The organism is uncultured Flavobacterium sp. (assembly GCF_963925185.1).
GTDB lineage: Bacteria > Bacteroidota > Bacteroidia > Flavobacteriales > Flavobacteriaceae > Flavobacterium.
Genome location: NZ_CAWURC010000030.1, coordinates 50442 through 72229, shown reverse-complemented (window position 1 = coordinate 72229; position 21788 = coordinate 50442). Strand labels below are relative to the sequence as shown.

The window sequence follows — 21788 nt, the reverse complement described above, 5'->3', positions numbered from 1 at the left end:
TTAATTATTTCTTTCTACGTTCTACAATATACTTGTTACTCGGGTTTTTCTTAGAACGTGTTCTATAACCTTTAGCAGGTATACCGTTTCTAGATCGTGGATGCCCACCAGAAGAACGTCCTTCACCACCACCCATTGGGTGATCGACTGGGTTCATGGCTACTGGTCTTGTTCTAGGTCTTCTACCTAACCATCTTGTTCTACCTGCTTTACCAGATACAACTAATTGATGGTCTGAATTAGAAACTGCTCCAATTGTAGCAGCACAAGTCAACAAGATTAACCTTGTTTCACCAGATGGCATTTTGATTGTTGCATATTTTCCATCTCTTGCCATTAATTGAGCGAATGTTCCAGCCGAACGAGCGATTACTGCTCCTTGTCCTGGTCTCAATTCGATACAAGAAATTACAGTTCCTAATGGAATTCTGCTTAATGGTATAGTATTCCCTATTTCTGGTTGAGATTCTGGACCAGAAACTAATTTCTGACCTACCTTCAATCCGTTTTGAGCAATAATGTATGTTTTCTCACCATCAGCATAAGCTAACAATGCGATAAACGCAGTGCGATTTGGATCATATTCGATTGATTTTACTGTCGCCGGAATTCCTTCTTTTGTACGTTTAAAATCAATGATACGATATCTCTGCTTGTGACCACCACCCGTATAACGCATGGTCATCTTTCCTTGACTATTTCTACCTCCAGAGTTTTTTATCGGCGCTATCAAAGAGCGTTCCGGCTTATCAGTTGTAATGGCGTCATAACCATTCACAACTCTAAATCGCTGACCTGGGGTAATAGGTTTTAATTTTCTTACTGACATTTTTCTATCTTAGATATTGTTGTAAAAATCAATTGTTTCTCCTTCTTGTACTTGTACAAATGCTTTTTTTGCAGCATTTGTCTTTCCACTGATAAGACCACTTTTAGTGTATTTTGTAGTTCTATCCGGTCTTACATTCATCGTATTGACACTCAAAATAGTTACTCCATAAGCAGCTTCAACAGCTTTCTTAATTTGTACTTTATTTGCTTTTTTGTCAACGAAAAATCCAAAGCGGTTTAAAACTTCACTTTCTTTGGTTACTTTTTCTGTTACTATAGGTTTAATTATGATGCTCATATCCTATTATTTGCTTAAATTATCTTCAATTACCTCTAAAGAACCTTCTAAAAGCACTAAACTATTAGTGTTTAAAATGTCGTAAGTACTTAATTCTGAGCTACTTATAACCTTAGATACCTTTAAATTGCGTGACGACAAATATACATTTTTATTCGAATCGCCCAACACAAATAAAGATTTTTTATCTTCCAACCCTAATGCTTTCAATACATTGATGAAATTCTTAGTGTTTGGTGTTTCAAAATTAAAGTCTTCAAGAACAATTATGTTTGCTTCTTTTGCTTTAATTGAGAAAGCAGATTTTCTTGCTAGACGTTTCAAGCTTTTATTCAATTTGAATGAATAACTTCTTGGTCTTGGTCCGAAAACTGTTCCACCACCTTTAAACAATGGATTCTTTGCACTACCCGCACGAGCAGTACCAGTTCCTTTTTGTTTTTTAATCTTACGTGTACTTCCCGCTACTTCAGCTCTTTCTTTTGCTTTGTGCGTTCCTTGTCTTTGATTAGCAAGATATTGCTTTACATCAAGGTATACTGCGTGATTGTTTGGTTCAATTGCGAATACTGAATCAGAAAGTTGTACTTTTCTTCCAGTATCTTTTCCGTTGAAATCTAATACTTTTGCTTCCATTACTTGTGAATGATTACATAAGAGTTGTTACATCCAGGAATACATCCTTTAATAACAAGTAGGTTCTTTTCAGACACTACTTTTAAAACTCTAAGGTTTTGAACGTTTACATTTTCGCCTCCCATTCGCCCAGCCATACGCATTCCTTTGAATACTCTAGATGGATAAGAAGAAGCTCCTACAGAACCCGGCGCTCTTAAACGGTTGTGTTGACCGTGAGTTGCTTGTCCTACCCCGGCAAAACCGTGACGCTTAACAACCCCTTGAAAACCTTTACCTTTAGATAAACCTTGTACATCTACAAACTCTCCTTCTACGAACATGGAAACATCTATGACGTCTCCTAATTTTTGTTCTGTTGCAAAATTTTGGAATTCAACGACTTTTTTCTTAGCTACAGTTCCTGCTTTCGCAAAGTGACCTACGGCCGCTTTTGTGGAATGTTTCTCGTTTTTGTCATCGAAACCAAGTTGCAACGCTTCGTACCCGTCAACACCTTTGGTTCTGACTTGGGTAACAACACATGGGCCAGCTTCGATTACCGTACAAGGAATATTCTTCCCGTTTTCGTCGAAAATGCTGGTCATGCCGATTTTTCTACCAATTAACCCAGACATAATTATTATTTATTAATTATTAAAAATTGCATATTATACAATGAAAACACATTAAGAAGACTCCTAATATAATTTACACTGTAAAATTGAATACAATATACCTATACTTTGATTTCTACTTCAACACCACTTGGCAATTCTAATTTCATCAAAGCATCAATTGTTTTTGATGATGATGAGTAAATGTCAATTAATCTCTTATATGACATTACTTCAAATTGCTCTCTCGCTTTTTTGTTAACGTGTGGAGAACGTAGAACAGTAAAAAGTTTTTTGTGAGTTGGTAACGGAATTGGTCCTGTTACTACTGCTCCAGTGCTTTTTACGGTTTTTACAATCTTTTCAGCAGACTTGTCTACCAACATGTGATCGTAAGATTTTAGTTTTATTCTGATTTTTTGACTCATTTTCTTAAAGATTATGCGTTTCCTTTTGCTTTTTTGATAACTGCTTCCGAAATATTGGAAGGTGTTTCTGCGTAGTGTGAAAATTCCATTGTAGATGTTGCTCTACCAGACGAAAGGGTTCTTAATGTTGTTACATATCCAAACATTTCTGATAATGGCACATCGGCTTTGATGGTTTTAGCACCAGCTCTGTCGCCCATGTCATTTACTTGACCTCTACGACGATTAATATCACCTACGATATCTCCCATATTTTCTTCTGGAGTTATAACTTCCATTTTCATTATAGGCTCTAGAATAATTGCTCCAGCAGCTTTTGCTACTTCTCTATACCCCATTCTTGCAGCTAACTCAAAAGAAAGTGCGTCAGAATCGACAGGGTGGAAAGATCCGTCTAATAAAGTTACTTTTAAACTATCTACTTGGTATCCTGCTAAAGGACCTGTTTTCATAGCTTCTCTGAAACCTTTTTCTACAGATGGGATATATTCTTTAGGAACGTTACCTCCTTTAACCGCATTCACAAATTGCAATCCAACCGGAGTTTTACCGTCAACTTCTTCAGCAGGTTCCAATCTAAATACGATATCACCGAATTTACCACGACCTCCAGATTGTTTCTTGTATGTCTCTCTGTGTTGAGCCACTTTTGTAAAAGCTTCTTTGTATTCCACTTGAGGCTCCCCTTGGTTCACTTCAACTTTGAATTCACGACGCATTCTGTCCACAAGGATGTCCAAGTGTAATTCTCCCATTCCTGAGATAATTGTTTGTCCAGAAGCTTCATCCGTTCTAACAGTAAATGTTGGATCTTCTTCGGCTAATTTAGCCAAAGCCATACCCATTTTGTCAACGTCAGCTTTTGTTTTAGGCTCGATTGCAATACCAATTACCGGTGCAGGGAATTTCATTGACTCTAAAATAATTGGGTGTTTTTCATCACACAATGTATCTCCAGTTTTTATATCTTTAAATCCAACTGCTGCGCCAATATCACCTGCTTCGATATAATCGATTGGGTTTTGTTTGTTAGCATGCATTTGATAAATACGAGAAATTCTTTCTTTATTTCCTGAACGCGTGTTCAATACATAAGAACCAGCATCTAAACGACCCGAATACGCACGGAAGAAAGCCAAACGACCTACGAATGGGTCAGTAGCAATCTTAAATGCCAAAGCAGCGAATGGTTCTTTAACATCTGGCTTACGCATAATTTTAGTTTGATCTTCTTCTAATAAATCCGCATCATCAGGATGAATTCCTTCAATACCTTCTTTATCCATTGGAGATGGCAAGTATTTACATACCGCGTCTAACATGAATTGAACTCCTTTGTTTTTGAAAGAAGAACCAGCAATCATCGGAATGATAGCCATGTCCATAACAGCGGCTCTTAAAGCTGTGTTGATTTCTTCTTCAGTAATTGAGTCTTCATCTTCCATGAATTTCTCAAGCAAATTCTCATCATAATCAGCAACTGCTTCAATAAGAATTGATCTGTATTCTTTTACTTCATCAAGCATATCTTCTGGAATAGGCACAATATCAAATGTAGCTCCTAAACCTTCTTCATGCCAAACAATAGCTTGGTTTTTTACTAAATCAACAACACCTTTGAAATCATTTTCTTCACCAATTGGCAAAGTGATTGCAACTGCATTTGATTTTAACATGTCTCTTACTTGTTGACATACCATCAAAAAGTTAGATCCTTGTCTGTCCATTTTATTAACAAAACCGATACGCGGTACTCTATATTGATCTGCAAGTCTCCAGTTCGTTTCAGATTGCGGTTCCACACCATCAACTGCACTAAACAAGAAAACCAACCCATCAAGTACACGTAAAGAACGATTTACTTCAACAGTAAAATCAACGTGTCCTGGGGTATCAATAATATTGAAATGGTATGGTAATGTTTCGGGTAATACTTTACCTTGTTCCGTTGGAAAATTCCATTCACAAGTGGTAGCAGCAGAAGTAATTGTAATCCCTCTTTCTTGCTCTTGTGCCATCCAGTCCATTGTTGCAGCACCATCGTGTACTTCACCAATTTTGTGTGATTTTCCAGTATAGAATAATATACGCTCAGTTGTTGTTGTTTTACCAGCATCAATGTGAGCAGCTATTCCTATGTTTCTTGTAAATCTTAAATCTCTAGCCATTTCTTATTAATTAAAATCTAAAATGTGAGAATGCTTTATTTGCTTCAGCCATTTTGTGAGTATCCATTCTCTTTTTAACAGCAGCACCTTCTTCTTTAGCCGCAGCTAAACATTCTGACGCTAGTCTTTGAGCCATAGATTTCTCATTTCTTCTTCTAGAATAAAGTATTAACCACTTCATTGCCATAGAAATTTTTCTGTCTGGTCTGATTTGCATTGGGATTTGGAATGTAGCTCCACCTACTCTACGACTACGTACTTCTACGTGAGGCATAACATTAGTTAAAGCATCTTTCCAGATGTCTAATGATAATTTTTCTGCATCTTGCTTTTTAGTTTCTATAATGTCAATTGCATCATAAAACACTTTGAAAGCTGTTGATTTTTTACCATCCCACATTAAGTTGTTTACAAAACGTGTCACCAGTTGGTCATTAAACCTTGGATCTGGTAAAAGTGGTCTTTTCTTTGCCGCTCTTTTTCTCATTTCTTGTTTTTTTGGCTTTTGGCTTTTAGCTTAGCTAACAGCTAAAGGCTTTTAAATTACTTTTTTACTTCCTTTGGGCGTTTTGCTCCGTACTTAGATCTTCTTTGTGTTCTTCCTGCTACTCCTGACGTATCAAGCGCACCACGCACAATGTGATATCTTACTCCTGGCAAATCTTTTACCCTTCCACCCCTAACTAATACTATCGAGTGCTCTTGTAGATTGTGTCCTTCACCAGGGATGTAGGCATTTACTTCATTACCATTAGTCAAACGTACACGCGCTACTTTACGCATTGCAGAGTTTGGTTTTTTTGGTGTAGTAGTGTAAACACGCGTACAAACCCCTCTTCTTTGAGGACAAGAATCTAAAGCAACCGATTTACTCTTCTTAGTTATCTGAGTTCTTCCTGTTCTTACTAATTGTTGAATTGTTGGCATAATTAATACTAAAAATTACTTATATATTAAATTTCCCGCTTTTTACGGGGTTGCAAATGTAAAAAATATTTTTTACTAAACAAATCATAATCCATTAATTTTTACACGAAGTAAATAATTGTTTTTTAATGGAATACCGAATAGCTATTTTGCAAACCATACTGAAAAATAAAACAACACATCTCTGACCATTTCAACGATGTTTTTCAACGTTAATTTTTTTATATGAAACCTTACTTTTTTGCGTTATATTTATTAAAATTTATTTAATTTGAAACATTCTCTATTCATTCTATTTCTTTTTTATTTTGGCCTGAATTGTTCCGCCCAAAATTTTCATTTGCAACTAATTGGAAGTGCCGATTCTGAAAGCAAAACCATTGATTCATTGGGTTACCATTCAAAACACACAAATGCTAAATCCATTAGTGACGAGGTAAATTCAGCAGCAGAAAAACTGTCGAAAATAGGATATATTGAAAACCAAATTCTTGAAAACAAGAAGATAAATGATTCTAGTTATGTTGCAAAATTGACTTTGGGGAAAAGGATCAAATTTATTCATATATATATAGGTAGGAATTCAGTTCTCAATGATATAATAGCATTGGAAAAAAAAGACACGCTAATTGTTCCATATAACGAAGTGGAAACCTTTTTAAATCATTCATTACAAAAACTGGAGCAAAAAGGATTTGCATTGGCAAGATTGAAATTAATCAACATCTACAAACAAGACCATTCCCTTTATGCCGATTTACAATTTGACACGAGCCAACAAAGAAAGCTGAATTCGATTGTTGTAAAATTTACCGAAGACGGCAAGAAAAAAAGTTTTCCCGAAGGACATTTAGCGCAAATCAATCGAAAATATCACACTATTACATTCAACAAGAATGTCGTTAGACAAATTCACAATGATTTCGAAAAATTTGGATTCGTGAACCAAATAAAATATCCCGAAATTTTATTCACAAAAGACACCACCAAAGTTTATGTCTATCTCGAGAAAAGAAAATCAAACACCTTTGATGGGTTTGTTGGTTTTACCAATACCGAAAACAACAAACTTACTTTTAACGGATACTTAGATCTAAGCTTAGAAAACTCCTTGTTATTGGGGGAGCAATTTTCTCTTTATTGGAAAAGCGACGGAAACAAACAGAAAACATTAAAAGCTGGCATTGATTTACCCTACCTATTTAAAAGTCCTATAGGTGTGAAAGCACAAATTCATATTTTTAAACAAGATAGTATTTATCAAAACACAAAAACGGAAATAGATTTAGGTTATTTTGTAGATTACAATACTCGAATTTATTTAGGCTATCAATCTACCGAATCCAGCGATATCCAAAACACAAACAACGCCATAATAAGCGATTACAAAAACAATTATTTGACTTCGAATTTAGAATATTCGAAATTTGATTATGTCAACACGACATTTCCAAAAAAATCAAATCTTTCGCTTACTTTGGGAATAGGAAAAAGAAACACTAATGACCTTATTGCAACTGCAGGAACAAGTGGGCAGTATTTTATAAACTTAAATGCAACTCATAATTTCTATTTGAACAAAAAAAACTGTATAAACATAAAATATCAAAATTATTTTCTAAAAAGTAAAACCTATATCGTCAATGAATTATACCGTTTTGGAGGCGCAAATTCCATCCGCGGCTTTACCGAAAATAGCCTGCAAGCGAATTACATGACTGCCGTTATTTCAGAATACCGCTATATCATATCTCCAGATTTACACCTCCATACCATAATGGATTACGCTCATTACCAAGACGATATTACAAATAAAAAAGGAAATTTATTAGGATTTGGACTTGGATTAGGAGTGCAAACTAATAATGGATTACTTAAATTATCTATTGCAAATGGAATTTCAAAAAATGAAAAGATGAAGTTTTATAACACAATAGTTGCCATATGTTATAATGTTAAATTTTGAGACTGGTGAAAATAAACTTTAATTAATTAGGAAAGTTAACAAATTATTTTGATTTTTGTTCCACTAATTCAAAATATTTAAAAATGAAACTAAAGTTAAATGGTTTTTTAACGCTTTTGTTAGCGTTTACAGTGCAAATAACATTTGCACAAGAAAAAACTGTTATGGGTAACGTGTCCGATGCAAGAGGACCCTTACCTGGAGTAACAGTTATGGTTAAAGGTATACAAACAGGTATACAAACTGATTTTGACGGTAAATATTCTATCACAACTAAATCTGGAGCTACGCTTCAATTTAGTTTCCTTGGAATGAAAACGGTTGAAAAACAAGTTGGGACTTCTAACACAATAAATGTTGTGATGGTAGAAGATGCCGAATCTCTAGATGAAGTTGTAATTACTGCATTTGGGATTAAAAGAAAACCTGATCAGTTAACTACCTCTAACCAAGTAGTAAAGTCTGACGAATTAATAAAGGCTAGTCCACAAAACTTAGCTAGCGCTTTAACGGGAAAAGTGTCAGGATTAGATATCCGACAAACTAATCCTGGTGTAAATGAGTCCTACTCTATCACATTGCGTGGTATGAGATCATTCTCAGCAAGTAATGAAGCATTAATCGTTATTGATAATGTTCCTTCTTCAACTGCTTTATTTTACGCATTAGATCCTGCAACTGTAGAAAGCATTAATGTTATGAAAGGTGCAAATGGTGCAGCTTTGTATGGGTCAAGAGGCTCTAATGGGGTAATTCTTGTTACTACCAAAAAAGGAAATTCTGCAACGGGTAGTAAGTTTTCAGTGAACTTTAAATCAACAGCGTCTTTTGAAGATATTGCATACTTACCCGAAAGACAAACACGTTATGGCCAAGGATGGGCAAGTGGAGGGGTTTTTAAACACTTTGTTTATGAAAATGGGGCTTGGGGTCCAGAACATGATGGCTCAATGGTTCCTGTAGGTCTTCCACTTGCAGACGGAACATATCGAATGTTCCCTTATGAAACTTTAGGCTCAGATAATATTAAAGCTTTTTTCAAAACAGGTTTAACAAAAGAAAACACTGTTTCAATTAGTGGTGGAAATTCTGAAGATGGGTTTGCCGTATTAACATTAGGCAATAAAAACCGCGCTTATGTTATCGATGGTGACGAAAACAAAAGAAATTCTGTGTCATTTAGAGCAGGTAAACAATTTGGCAAACTTAATTTAGAGGGAAGCATTACATATGTTAATTCTAATATTAAAACAGCTGGTGGGACTTTATATAGCGATTTATTGCAAGCAGCTACAAATATTGACATTGCTGCATTTAGTGCTCCAACCAATGAAACACACTGGAATGGGTATATGACAAGTCCATACTGGAAAGTAGCTAATGTTCGTAACTTTAGTTATACAGATAGAATAAACACTAATTTCACTCTTGGTTATAAAATTAATGATCATATTAATATAAAATCTACTGCTAGTTTGTATTCTTCAACTGGTCACGGATATAATTATAATAATGGTTATGAAGACCCTAGTAATGTTTCTGATTTATCTGGTTACACTAGAACCGAAACTTCTTCTTATGGTGCTAACACTAGCTCATTCAAAACTGCTTATGGAGATGTCATTTCAAATTTTGACTACCAAATAGCTGAGAATGTTACTTTTTCTGGTTCAGTCGGAGCTACTGTAGAAGAGACTTCTTCAACTAACCATGGATTAAGTGGTATTGGGTTAACTATTCCTGGTTTTTATAACATTTCTAACATAAGTGGTACGCCTAATACTACAGATAGTAGATCTCTTGAGAGAAGTCTAGCTTTATTTGCAAGTGCTTCATTTGGTTATAAAGATTATTTATTTTTAAATCTTACAGGGAGAAATGACTGGACATCTAAATTAAGTTTAGATGGTAATTCATTCTTTTATCCAAGTGCAGGTGTATCTTTTATTCCTACTAAACTAATTGAATCTTTAAAGGATAGTAAAGTAATAGATAGAATTAAATTATCATACAGTTATGTAAGAGTTGGTAACGCCAGTGGTGTTGGTGCTTATAATATAAACGATACTTATAGTCAAGCTAGTGGTTCATTTTATGGAAATTTCCCATTTGGAACACTAAATTCATTTATACCTAGCACAAGCGTTACAGATCCTATGATTCAACCAGAATTTGTTACATCAAACGAGGTTGGATTAACAATGGAGTTCTTAAAAAGAAGAATTAGATTAGACATGTCTGCTTATAAGGGCAATACAAAAAATCAAATTAGTCAAATTAGTACTTCATACGCTTCTGGTTTAACTAATAATAGAATAAATATTGGTGCTGCAGATACTGAAGGTATGGAAATTGATTTAGGTTTAACACCTTTTGATTCTGGAAATTGGAAATGGGATATCAATGCAAGTTATGCAACAAGTAAAATGACCGTAACTAAAGTTTCTGATCAAAGTGATGAAGTATCGTTAGAGGGTGGTGGTTCTACTATTGGAATTTTCGCAACTGTTGGAGAAGTATTTCCTCTTATAAAAGGTACAGATTTTGTATATGACCCTCAAGGACATGTTGTTATTGATGCCATATCAGGTAACCCACTTATAAGTCCTGAATTAGAAATTTTAGGGCGTTCAACCCCAAAATATATTTTAGGGTTTAATTCTTCTTTAAGCTATAAAAACTTTACCCTTACAGCAACAGCAGATTATAGAACTGGACATCAATTTTATTCTGGTGTAAAGGACCAATTAGCATGGTCTGGTTATTTAGTTGAATCTGCTCAAAATGGCAGAAAAGAATTTATATATCCGAACTCTGTAATTCAAACCTCTCCAGGAGTTTACGTTACAAATACTAATGTACCAACAGCTGGACGTAATGATTCTGCTTTTTTAAATTATTATTCTAATAATTATAGAGATATTAGTAGAAATTTAGTAATGGATGCAACTGCATTAAAAGTGAGAGAAATTACGCTTTCGTATTCTTTACCTAAATCGTATGCAGAAGCCATTGGACTTACTAATTTCAAATTAACTGCATTAGCAACTAATCCAATTACTGTTCTCTCTAAACAAAACAGAGGCTATGCAGATCCTGAGTCTTCTAACAGAGGAGGTAATGCAGTAGGACTTAGTGTTACTGGTAATTATCCGAACACTAGAACTTATGGACTTAGTCTTAATTTAACCTTTTAATCATTGAATTATGAAAATACTAAATAAATCGTTTTTAATTCTAATCATAATTACTAGCCTATCTGCTTGTAATAATTATTTAGATGTAAACACAGATCCTAACAACCCAACCGCAAATGTAGTTGGACCAGAATTAACTCTACCTGCAGCGCAAAACGGCTCTTACGCCGCATTAGTTGGTAGTCAAAATAGATTAGGACTTATTATGAGCAACCAATGGGCTGGAGATGTTACAAATTTTACCAGTGGAAATGAAGATGAGTATCGTTTTAACATTACTTCTACATTTTATGGTAGTGTTTGGAATAATCAGTATTTAGTTACTGATAAATTACAATCTATAATTAATAAAAATTCAGACGAAAACGTATATTATACTGCCATTGCTAAAATATTGAAAGTGCATAATATGCAATACGTTGTGGATTTATATGGTGACTGCCCTTATACTGAAGCATTTCAAAGAGGTGTAAATTATCAACCAGCTTATGATTCAGCCAGTTCTGTATATATAAGTATGTATGCTGAATTAGAAGAAGCAATAAGTTTAATTAGTTCTGCTACTGACGCCGCAATAAATCCAGGTTCTAACGATGTTATGCTAGGTGGGGCTATGGGTACATGGACAAAATTAGCAAATACATTAAGACTAAAATTATTAGTGCGCGCTTCATCATCATCTGACGCAACTATGCAGACTTTTGTTAATTCAAAATGGTCTGGTTTAGCATCCGCACAATTTTTAGATAACAATGTAACTATTAATCCTGGTTACTCTATAGATGCAGGTAAACAAAATTATTTTTGGGATACTTATGGTTATGATGCCACAGGTTCAAGAACACAAAGCAATAAGTTTTTTGTTGGATCTCAATATTTTATTGAATATTTAAAAGCTAGTGGTAATGTGTTACCTATAGGAAGTTATGATGCTCGTTTAGCAAAAATGTTTACAACTGCCTCTGGTAGTGGTGGAGATTTTCAAGGGGTTGTACAAGGTGCCGATGATCCAGCAAACCCTTCTATTGGACTTTCTTATATAGGTCCAGGATTGTTAGTTAGTGGAACACAATCAGGATTGTTTTTCACAGCAACAGAAAGTTTATTTTTGCAATCTGAAGCGGTCTTAAAGGGTCATTTAACTGGAAGTGCTGAAACTTTGTTTAAAGCTGCTATTACTAGCTCTTTTAGTAATTATGGTCTTAGCTCTACAACTTATTTAGCTGGTATTTCAAGTTTAAGTGGTATTGGTTGGACAAATTCAGCAAGTAAAGATTTAGAAGCTATTAGACGTCAAAAATGGGTAGCATTGCATGGAGTAGATGGTGCTGAAAATTTCATTGAATCTAATCGTGCTGGGTCTCCAAATTTACCATTACCATTAATAGCTTCAAAGTCTCATAGACCTTATCGTTTGCTATATCCAAGTTCTGAACTTAGTGGTAACACCGCAAACGTACCAGCTGTTTCTGACAGTCAGATATTTAGTCCAAGTATTTTTTGGCAAAATTAACTAGTATTAAAATTTAAATATATAAAGATTATGAAAAAAATAAAAATCATATTGTTTTTTGTCCTTATAGCTACCCTAGCTTCTTGTTCTGGGGGTATTGGGGATGATCTACCCGGAGCTGATTATACTAATAGTCCTACAATTATTGGTTGGGGAAAACCAATAGTAACTGAAAGTTATTTTACAGATTTAGGCATCTTAAATAATACGTACCCAGTAAATATACTAGGTGGTGGAGATGGCTCACCAACTACGACAGATATTTCGGTTACTATTAGTGTCGATCAAGCTAAAACAACGGCAATAAGTGGGGAATATTCTATTCCTTCTACAACTGTTACAATACCTGCTGGAAGTAAAATTGGTTTAGTGCCAATAAACGTTAACACAGCTTCTTTTAGCGCAACTGAACCTACCAAAGTAGTTCTTAATGTTACAACTTCTTCAAATGGCGCAGTTGTTTCGGCAACAGAAAATACGCAAACCATTAACTTTGTAGGGTGTAAATCAACAATTGCTAATTACACCTATCTAATGACGGTTACTAGTAGTACTGGTGCTGTATATGGTCCTGTTATTGAAACGGTGCTTATGGAAAGCGTAAATAGCTTTATGACCTATAGTGCAGGAACTTGGAATCCGCCATTAAATCCAGGACATGGTATTCGTTTTGAAGCTATTTGTGGTACTTTAAGTATGCCTGCTCATCAAGGATTAGTAGATGTCTATAGTAATGATGTTACTCCAATAGGCACCGCAACGGTTGATCAAAATGGTAATTTTACTTTAAGGTATACCATTGGCTTTGCCGCAGGTCCAAGAGATTATACAGCAGTTTATATTAGACAATAATTTTAAAATAATAATAAAATGAATAAAATAAATAAAATACTAAAATTAGGAATTTCATTCCTGCTAATTACACTATTTTTTGTTTCTTGTGATACAACAGATGAGGTAATAATGGCTAGAAGTGAAAAACCGGTAGTTAATGTTTCCACTACTGATGTATCAGTAATGGGAGAAACTAATAGTACAATTACATTAACAACTGATAAGATATCTTCAAACGCCCAAGTATTTACACTAATACAAGAAAGTGGAAATGCTGTTGAAGGGACAGATTATACTTTTGCAGAAAACTCTGCTCCAGATTATGGTGAAGTAGGTGGTAGAATTGTAATTCCTGCCTTTGAAACTAGTGGCTCTACAACTGTTACAGGTATTTCAGATTTTGTAGATGGTTCTAAATCAGCAACATTTAAACTAGTATCTATAGAATCTATGATAGGTATTGTTGGTAACTCAGGTTCGGTAAAAATAACTATATCTGACTTCTTTGACCCAGAAAAATTAAATATTTATTTCTCTTGGGATGCTCCTTATAATAAGAAAGATTTTGATATGGTTACTTGGAGTGCTACTTGGGGCGAATGGGGTGATGGCGGTGCTGGATCTGGTAACCCAGAACATGATGATTCTATTTGGACAGCGGATCCTGACGGAACCTATTACGTGAATGTTATGGATTGGGATGAAGGATTAGATTTTAATTATCATTTTGTTATCCTTAATACAAATGGTAGTATTCAAAAAATTAATGGGACGTTTAAAGGCACTGACAAAAGTATGTATACCAATGATATATGGAGAGCTTGGGGTGGTGGATATGATTCTTATAGAATGCTAAAAGTTGTTAAAAGTGGCTCTAGCTTTACAATAACTGCTTTATAGTTCATTAACTTATTAAATTAAAAAAAAGGGTTGTCTTTAAAAGGCAATCCTTTTTTTATTAAAAACATAACTATCAAACTATATTTTCACTATGGAAAATGAAGTTTCAAAAATAATTGGTATTAGGGTGGTTATAGAAACTATAAATTTAAGAAAAACAATTAGTAAATTTTTCCTTCAAAAAAAATAACTGGTCATTTATTTTATGAGCTAAATACACTTGTAAAAAAACATAGCAACAAGCTATATGCTTATAGAAAAACAAAAAAAATCTATAACAAGTGTGACCTAGGTGCTGGAACGACATTGTTTAATTTAGATCAAAAGAAGGCATATATCGAAACCGAATTAGGTTTACCGTCAGATATTATTTTGTATTTTTATCCCAATAAAAACGACGCTGCTTTAGGTAAAATGTATTAAAAGAATACTGTTTTTTAAATTAAAAGCGCTCTTTATTCAGGGCAAAAATAGCGAGGGGTGTTATGGTACCTGAAAAAAATTTTGGGTTACAGAACTGACTCTAAATACAATTCCAATTGAAAACAAGAAACTTTGTGAAGGGTATACTACTCTGACTATACTATTAGATTCAGGAATAATACCACCATCTATTTCTGGTGATTTTACTTATTTAAGATCAACAAATGAAACTACTACAAACATAACTTTAAATAATAAAGACGAATATACAGACATTATTAAAAATAAAACGAATGTACATCAATCATAAAAGTATTGTTATCTTATCCTCATTAGCAAAAACAAACAACATTTTTATCAAAGATTTGAAACCTGAAAATCAAATAACAGTTGATCTGATGAATACAAAAATTATTGATTTATAATAAAACATAAAAATAAATCCTCTTTACCATTTCAAAACTCACCTTGTTTTGTTATTTCTAACTGGAATTCATGAATTGATTATAAAAAATATTGATAGCTGTGGATAAATAAATTACTATTCTTGATGCTCCAAAATTCTTTACTCCAAACAATCATGGAATAAACGATTATTAGAATTTAAAAGGTGGTAATTCTAATGCATATTTAAACATATTAATTTTTATATACAACAAGTATGAGGAATTACTGAAACTATTAATTCCATCATCTAAGGGTGGAACGGAACTTTTAACACATTCTCTATGCCTACAAACGACTATTAGTACACCATAAAACTAGAAGACGGACGAGAAACTAGAGGGAATTTTAGTTAAAAAGTTAAAAATGGGTTATTATGTCCTAAATAAAAGCAGTCTGGTTTATTAGACAGCGTTTTTTTATTAAAATTTGTCCCTTATAAAATATAATAAAAAAATAGAAAAATATTAATGCAAAAGCTTTTTTAAAGTAGTGAATTAATACTATTATTAGTAGTGGGATATTTTAAAAATTACAAAAATTACTTAATAAATATTTTTTCTGTATAATTAATGGTTTCATTATTAATTCTAAGTATGTACATCCCTTTTTGCAAAAAACTAAGATTAATTATTTTATCCCCTGAGATTCTAGTCTCATAATTTTCGTTTATAGAATCAAAAACTAGTCTTCCGTTTAGATCAACAACTTGAATATTAATTTTTTCAACAACTTTATTGAAATGGATGTTTAGTATTCCTTTAGGAGCTGGATTAGGATATACCCTAATTAAGTCATCATTAATAAATTGATCTACCTTCAAAGTACAACTTACTAAAGGACTAGGTTCTGTAAAATCTTCAACTTGATCATTAATAGCTGCTATATTAGTTCTGTCTCCACTATTATCCCCCGAAGAAGCTTTAACTCCTAATCCTCTTCGAGCAAAAACTTTCCAAATCATGCAATAGTCTTGTCCACCTGTTGTTGCTTGATCCGCTGCGATTATAGCATCTCTTGCTTCAATATAGGAAGGATTACAGGGTTGTATTTTCATGGCATCTAAAACAAGTCGCATCACCTTATTATTTCCACCTGTTCCTGAATAAATATTTGAACTAAAACCATATTTACCTATATAAGACCATGTTAAATCCCATAATGTAGCTGCCCAAATTTCACCAGTGTTATGAGGTGAAACCTTTTCTATATTATCTTCTGGGTCAATAAAAGTTCTCCCATTTGTATCCGCAAAGGTTAACGGGTTAATTGCCATATCTGTAGAATAAGAGTAATTCCTAATACCTCCGCCAGTTGTTGCTTCATTAATAGCGTAAGTCCCAATTCCTTTAGCGGTATTCCCAGAATCTCCAGTTTTTAATTGCATCATTAAAGTGACCCAATCTGACCATCCTTCTCCCATTTGCTCAGGAGAAGTTAAACAGCTTGTGTTTGTTTTACCACCTGTCAATCTATTAGAAATACCGTGAGCATATTCATGTGCAATAATGCCATTATCAAAATCTCCATCAGCATACAAATATAAATTTGTTGGCACTTCTAATTTCACATTAACTACTCCATTAGCCAATTCTAAAATAAAAGAATCTCCAATTTCTTTGGTTATAAAAACTGCTGGAATTGTTATTCCCAATATCTCACTGGAACTCATGGAAAGTCTAGTTGGATTGTTAGGAATACTATCCATCATAATAACCGCAATTGCTCCAGCATCCTGAGCATTTTTTACTTTTAAATTAAAACTACATCCTCCTCTTTTTATTAATGCAATTTTACCAGCTAAGGCTGGCGCATTAATTGGGGACTGACAAGCTGAATTATATCCTGGAGAGATTGGTTTGTTTTTGTATAAAACTAAATCAGAAGAAATGCCATTAGGAGAGGCCGGTACAGGAACTCGATCGGTCCCTTCAAAGACATTCGTTGTTGCCGCTCTAGGGCCGGAAAGAGATTCTGGAGAATTTACAAAAATATATTCAGCAGGAGGAGCTCCAGCTGTCCATAAATACATTTGAAGCCTTGGACTAGTTCCATCACCTGGTGTAGCAAAATTAGCATTATTTAAAGTAGCATTAGCTTGTGAATAGCCATCTTGTGAGTCAGCGTAAACAAAATCTCCAGATGTGGGTTTAGGACCGTCTTTACCATAATTATTTTGTTGGAAATTTCCGGAGGCCTCATCAAAACCATATTGGTACCAAACATCGTGTAAAATGTTTACCATATAAAATAAATTGGTGGATGCTGCAGAAGTATACGCTGTAGGTAAAGATGTCGGACCAGGATATAGAAAATCAAAAATCAAAGAAGCGCCTCCATCGGGATAGTTACCAGTACCATTATTCCCATTAGCATCTTCCTGGACCAAAACGTTATTGCCTCTTGTATATGTATGTTTTAGAGAAGGATTAGTTCCCCCTATAGCATTGGTATCGTGCCAGCCATTAGGAGATGCGAGTGCATCACTTGGCGAGGCTATTAATTGAAATGGACTGTGATTAGGACTTTCATAATTATAAGGGATTACTCTATAGGAACCCGCATTAACCTGTACTAGAGAATTAGCATTGCTTGAAATCACATTATTATTAAAATTAAAAGGATAGTTTGGCGGGTAATAATTTGGGCTTGGTTTTCCAAAATTGCAACTTACAACTAAGTCTTGCTTTTCTAATATTAGTCCGTTTAGTGCATCTATTCTTAAGTCCCAAAGGTGCTTCCCATCAGGAGAATAAAACTGAAATGCCCAAGCTAGTTTTAATTTATTATCTACTGTAGATTGATAAACTAATTTAGCACTAATTAAGTCTTCCTGAATCCCATTACTTAGTTTAAAAGCTTTTTCGTCACTAGTTTTAACTATTGAAAAAGTAGCCAGATCTTTTATTCCTAAATGATAATAGGCGCTTGCTATAGCTTGTAAAACAGATAATCTGGGCACAATTGCATTTATTTTTTTGTCAATATTTTTTTTAAAATTATTGCTAAAACCTATGATATTTCCATCTTTCATTGAGATGTTAGATTGACTATTGAAAATTTCAATCCCTTTATATCGTTGATTTATATAATAATTAGTGATTTTAGTACCTTCAGAAGTGGCTTCGCTTTTAATTACCCAATCAGTAACATCCTTGTTTGATAATCCATATGTTTTCATGTCATTATTAAGCCTTGACTGGATCTTAAGCTTACTCGTTTGGGAAAACCCAGTAAAGGAAATGAAGAGGATAAATAACAGTGCGCTTCTTTTCATGATTTATTATTTTAAATACAAACTTAAATTATTATTTCTATTCAATAGTCATATATAAAACGAATAGAGCAATTATTTATAAAATAAGTTAGCGTGTCTAGTAACAAAAAATAAATTGTATGATTTATTTTTTAAAGTAATTATGTTTATAAAACATAATATATCACGCTATTCATAAATAAAGTAAAAAATGTTTGGTGATTTAACAAATTATTGTGATTTTTGTTGCACTAATTTAAAATCTTAAAAAAAAATGAAACTAAAGTTAAATGGATTCTTAGTACTCTTAGTAGTACTTGTGACGCAAATTACTTTTGCGCAAGAAAGAACTGTTTCGGGTGTTGTTTCTGACAATGCAGGATTGCCTTTACCAGGCGTGAGTGTATTGTTAAAAGGAACTCAATCTGGAACACAAACTGATTTTAATGGGAATTATTCCATTAAGGCCTCGACAGGAGCTGTTTTACAATTCAGTTCTGTTGGTATGAAAACCAGCGAAAAAACCGTAGGCACTTCAAACAATGTAGACCTCGTAATGCAAGAAAGTACAAAAACACTAGAAGAGGTAATAGTGGTTGGTTATGGTTCACAAAAAAAGAGCGAGGTTACAGGATCTATTTCCAAAGTGAAAGGAAGTGAAATTGCTACCTTAGCTACTCCAAGTTTTGAGTCTCAATTAGCAGGTAGAGCTGCTGGAGTTCAAATTACAACTCAAAATGGCGTTTTAGGAGAAGCTCCCCGTATTCGCATCAGAGGTATTGGCTCTATTTCTTCAGGAACGTATCCTTTAATTGTAGTAGATGGTATACCTATATTCACAGGAGACTTGGGTGGTTATGCTTCTACAAACTCATTAGGAGACATTAATCCATCTGACATTGAATCTATTGAAATTTTAAAAGACGGTTCTGCAACAGCAATTTACGGTTCTAGAGCAGCTAATGGTGTGGTTTTAATTACAACCAAAAAAGGAAAGGGTGGTAGATTTACAGTTAATTACAACAACTACGTTGGGGTTGCTTCTCCCGTAGGTTTATTTGACTTGCTTAAAACTCCTGATTTTACTACTATTTCTAATGAGAAAAGATCCAATAGAGGTCAAGCTGATTGGGCAGCGGGAAGTGTAACATTAAATACGGATTGGCAAAAAGCAGTTTTAAGAGACAATGCTTTGCAACAAGATCATTCCTTATCAATGTCTGGTTCAACCGATAAAGCAAATTATTATTTTTCTTTAGGATATTCTAGCCAAGAAGGGGTGACGCTTCCAAATGACATGACTCGTTATTCTATTAGAGCTAATGTTGATCAAAAAGTGAAAGATTGGTTAACTTTAGGTGCAAATATTTCTATCTCTAAAACACAATATGACGGCTTAAATACAGGGGGAAATTCACTGTCTGGAAATATTTTTAACGCGACTCGTCAACATCCAAACGTACCAATTTATGATGTAACTCATCCAACGGGATATAATATTGATTTAATAGATCCTTCAGTTGTGGGGCGTTGGGACAACAATACTACAATTGGTGATAATTTACCTAATATTATGTATGTTCTTGATAACAATGTGTTTAAATCTAATGTTAACAGAACTATTGCTAGTATGTTTGCTGATATAACCATTTTACCCTCTTTGAAATTTAAAACACAAGCAAGTGTAGATCAAGGCCTAACAGATGGTTTTTATTATTATAACCCAGTACACGGAGATGGAAGAGGTTCTCAAGGACGTGTAGGTAATAATTACTTAGATGCCACTCGTTGGAACTGGCAAAATATATTATCATTTAATAAAACCTTGGCAAATGATCATAATATAGCCGTAGTATTAGTTAATGAATATCAAAAACAAAAAATAAGCTCTTTCTATGGTGGAGGTTCCGGTTTAGCCAATGAGTTTTTTAATCAAAATTTAATTTCGGGATCTTATGGAACACAATCTTCTGGCGGTTCCGTTAATGAAAATGGATTTATTTCATACGCAGGACGTTTAAACTATAATTATAAAGGAAAATATTTTATACAAGGGTCTATGCGTTATGATGGAATTTCTTCTTTGCCAAAAGCTAATAAATGGGGAATGTTCCCAGGAGCTTCTGTAGGATGGACAGTGTCTAAAGAGTCATTTATGGAATCATTACAAAATGTTGTTTCTGATTTCAAATTAAGAGCGTCTTACGCTGAGGTAGGTAATACTTCTATCGGAAATTATCCATATTTAGGATTGTACAGTAATGCAAAATATGCTGACATCAATGGTATTGCTTACTCTCAAATGGGTAATGACCAATTAAAATGGGAAACAAGTACCAAATATGACATTGGATTTGACGCATCTTTTTACAATGGTAAATTTAAATTAAGTTTTGATTATTTCTTAAACAATCAAGACGGCTTAATTTTAGCCGCACCAACGCCTCCATCGTTAGGGATTCCAGGAAACTCAGTATCTAAAAACATCGGTAGTTTAGATAACCACGGTTATGAATTTACAGCTGAAGCTACTTTAATTAATAATGAAAATTTTAATTGGTCTATTGACGCAAATTTATCATTAGTCGGTAATAAAATTAAAACTTTAGTAGCAGGTCAAGATATAACATACGAAAATCAAATTCTTAGGGAAGGTGAAACAATGTATGCTTTGTATGGTTATAAATATTATGGCTCAAATCCAGCTAATGGGAATCCTGTTTATTACAAAGCAGATGGAACTTTAGTACAAGGAAACATTCCAACTTCTACTTACAAAGTATTTGATCCTGCAAATCCCGGTGATATAGCAACAGCTTCTTCTCTTGGTAGCTCAGATAAATCTATTTTAGGTGATGTATTACCAACTTATTTTGGAGCATTTAACACTAAAATGACTTATAAAAACTTTGATTTAAGTGCCTTAATTCGTTTCAGTGGAGGTAACGTCATTCATAATTCTACACGTAGAGATTTGTTGAATTTAAACTTTACCAATAACAGTACAGAGATTCTAGGTCGTTGGCAGAGTGTTGCTGCACCAGGAGATGGTATGACACCAAGATTATGGGCGTCAGGTAACACCTTTGTGAATTTAACTGGTAATGCTACTACACGTTTTGTGGAAGATGCAGACTATATAAAATTAGACAACATATCCTTAGGATATTCACTACCTAAATCAATTTTAGATCGTACAGGAATTAATAAATTAAGAATATTTGTTCAAGGACAAAACTTATTTATGATCACTGCTTATAAAGGAATAGATCCTGAAATGGAGTCTACCGGGGTTGATTTAAATGGTACTCCACGTCAACGTGTATTCACAATGGGTGTTAACTTAAGCCTATAATTAATAAAATTTTATC

15 protein-coding genes are annotated in these 21788 nt (G+C 33.9%); 6 read left to right on the top strand and 9 right to left on the bottom strand.

Annotation, left to right across the window (positions count from 1 at the left end; genetic code table 11):
• Positions 1-4 precede the first annotated feature (4 nt).
• From rplB to rpsL, 8 genes are all read right to left on the bottom strand, one after another.
• Positions 5-829, bottom strand: a complete 825-nt coding sequence (rplB, locus tag AABM59_RS06950) for a 50S ribosomal protein L2 (protein ID WP_338408251.1) — start codon at positions 827-829, stop codon at positions 5-7.
• A 9-nt stretch (positions 830-838) separates the two neighbouring features.
• Positions 839-1129 carry a 50S ribosomal protein L23 gene (gene rplW / locus AABM59_RS06945; RefSeq protein WP_194312442.1) on the bottom strand — a complete coding sequence of 97 codons (291 nt, stop codon included), beginning with the start codon at positions 1127-1129 and terminating at the stop codon, positions 839-841.
• Positions 1130-1135: 6 nt separating this feature from the next.
• Positions 1136-1765 (bottom strand): 50S ribosomal protein L4, encoded by a 630-nt coding sequence (rplD, locus tag AABM59_RS06940; protein ID WP_338408250.1) that lies wholly within the window; start codon positions 1763-1765, stop codon positions 1136-1138.
• Positions 1765-2382, bottom strand: coding sequence for a 50S ribosomal protein L3 (rplC, locus tag AABM59_RS06935; RefSeq protein WP_338408249.1), 618 nt, complete (start codon positions 2380-2382; stop codon positions 1765-1767). Before rplC ends, rplD begins: the two co-directional genes overlap by 1 nt.
• Before the next feature lie 101 nt (positions 2383-2483).
• Complete coding sequence (gene rpsJ / locus AABM59_RS06930; RefSeq protein ID WP_011963470.1) at positions 2484-2789, bottom strand: 30S ribosomal protein S10; 306 nt, start codon at positions 2787-2789, stop codon at positions 2484-2486.
• An 11-nt stretch (positions 2790-2800) separates the two neighbouring features.
• Positions 2801-4957, bottom strand: coding sequence for an elongation factor G (gene fusA, locus AABM59_RS06925; RefSeq protein WP_338408248.1), 2157 nt, complete (start codon positions 4955-4957; stop codon positions 2801-2803).
• 10 nt (positions 4958-4967) lie between these two features.
• On the bottom strand, positions 4968-5444 hold the full coding sequence (gene rpsG, locus AABM59_RS06920) for a 30S ribosomal protein S7 (RefSeq protein WP_338408247.1): 477 nt from the start codon (positions 5442-5444) through the stop codon (positions 4968-4970).
• Between the two features lie 56 nt (positions 5445-5500).
• Positions 5501-5884, bottom strand: a complete 384-nt coding sequence (gene rpsL / locus AABM59_RS06915) for a 30S ribosomal protein S12 (RefSeq protein ID WP_144893908.1) — start codon at positions 5882-5884, stop codon at positions 5501-5503.
• 340 nt (positions 5885-6224) lie between these two features.
• Here rpsL and AABM59_RS06910 point away from each other — a divergent pair, with 340 nt between their 5' ends.
• The 5 genes from AABM59_RS06910 to AABM59_RS06890 all read left to right on the top strand — a co-directional run bounded on the left by AABM59_RS06910 (position 6225) and on the right by AABM59_RS06890 (position 14294).
• Entirely contained in the window at positions 6225-7850 is a 1626-nt protein-coding gene (locus tag AABM59_RS06910) for a hypothetical protein (protein ID WP_338408246.1), read from the top strand.
• A gap of 83 nt (positions 7851-7933) precedes the next feature.
• Positions 7934-11047, top strand: a complete 3114-nt coding sequence (locus AABM59_RS06905; protein WP_338408245.1) for a SusC/RagA family TonB-linked outer membrane protein — start codon at positions 7934-7936, stop codon at positions 11045-11047.
• Between the two features lie 10 nt (positions 11048-11057).
• Positions 11058-12560: a SusD/RagB family nutrient-binding outer membrane lipoprotein gene (locus tag AABM59_RS06900; RefSeq protein ID WP_338408244.1), complete on the top strand. Its 1503-nt coding sequence runs from the start codon at positions 11058-11060 to the stop codon at positions 12558-12560.
• Positions 12561-12590: 30 nt separating this feature from the next.
• Positions 12591-13412, top strand: coding sequence for a hypothetical protein (locus AABM59_RS06895; RefSeq protein WP_338408243.1), 822 nt, complete (start codon positions 12591-12593; stop codon positions 13410-13412).
• An 18-nt stretch (positions 13413-13430) separates the two neighbouring features.
• Positions 13431-14294 carry a hypothetical protein gene (locus AABM59_RS06890; RefSeq protein ID WP_338408242.1) on the top strand — a complete coding sequence of 288 codons (864 nt, stop codon included), beginning with the start codon at positions 13431-13433 and terminating at the stop codon, positions 14292-14294.
• Between the two features lie 1408 nt (positions 14295-15702).
• On the opposite strand, the gene AABM59_RS06885 is transcribed toward AABM59_RS06890, so the two are convergent.
• A complete protein-coding gene (locus tag AABM59_RS06885; RefSeq protein ID WP_338408241.1) occupies positions 15703-18438 on the bottom strand; it encodes a T9SS-dependent M36 family metallopeptidase in 2736 nt (911 codons plus the stop codon).
• 298 nt (positions 18439-18736) lie between these two features.
• Here AABM59_RS06885 and AABM59_RS06880 point away from each other — a divergent pair, with 298 nt between their 5' ends.
• On the top strand, positions 18737-21772 hold the full coding sequence (locus AABM59_RS06880) for a TonB-dependent receptor (RefSeq protein ID WP_338408240.1): 3036 nt from the start codon (positions 18737-18739) through the stop codon (positions 21770-21772).
• Positions 21773-21788 lie beyond the last annotated feature (16 nt).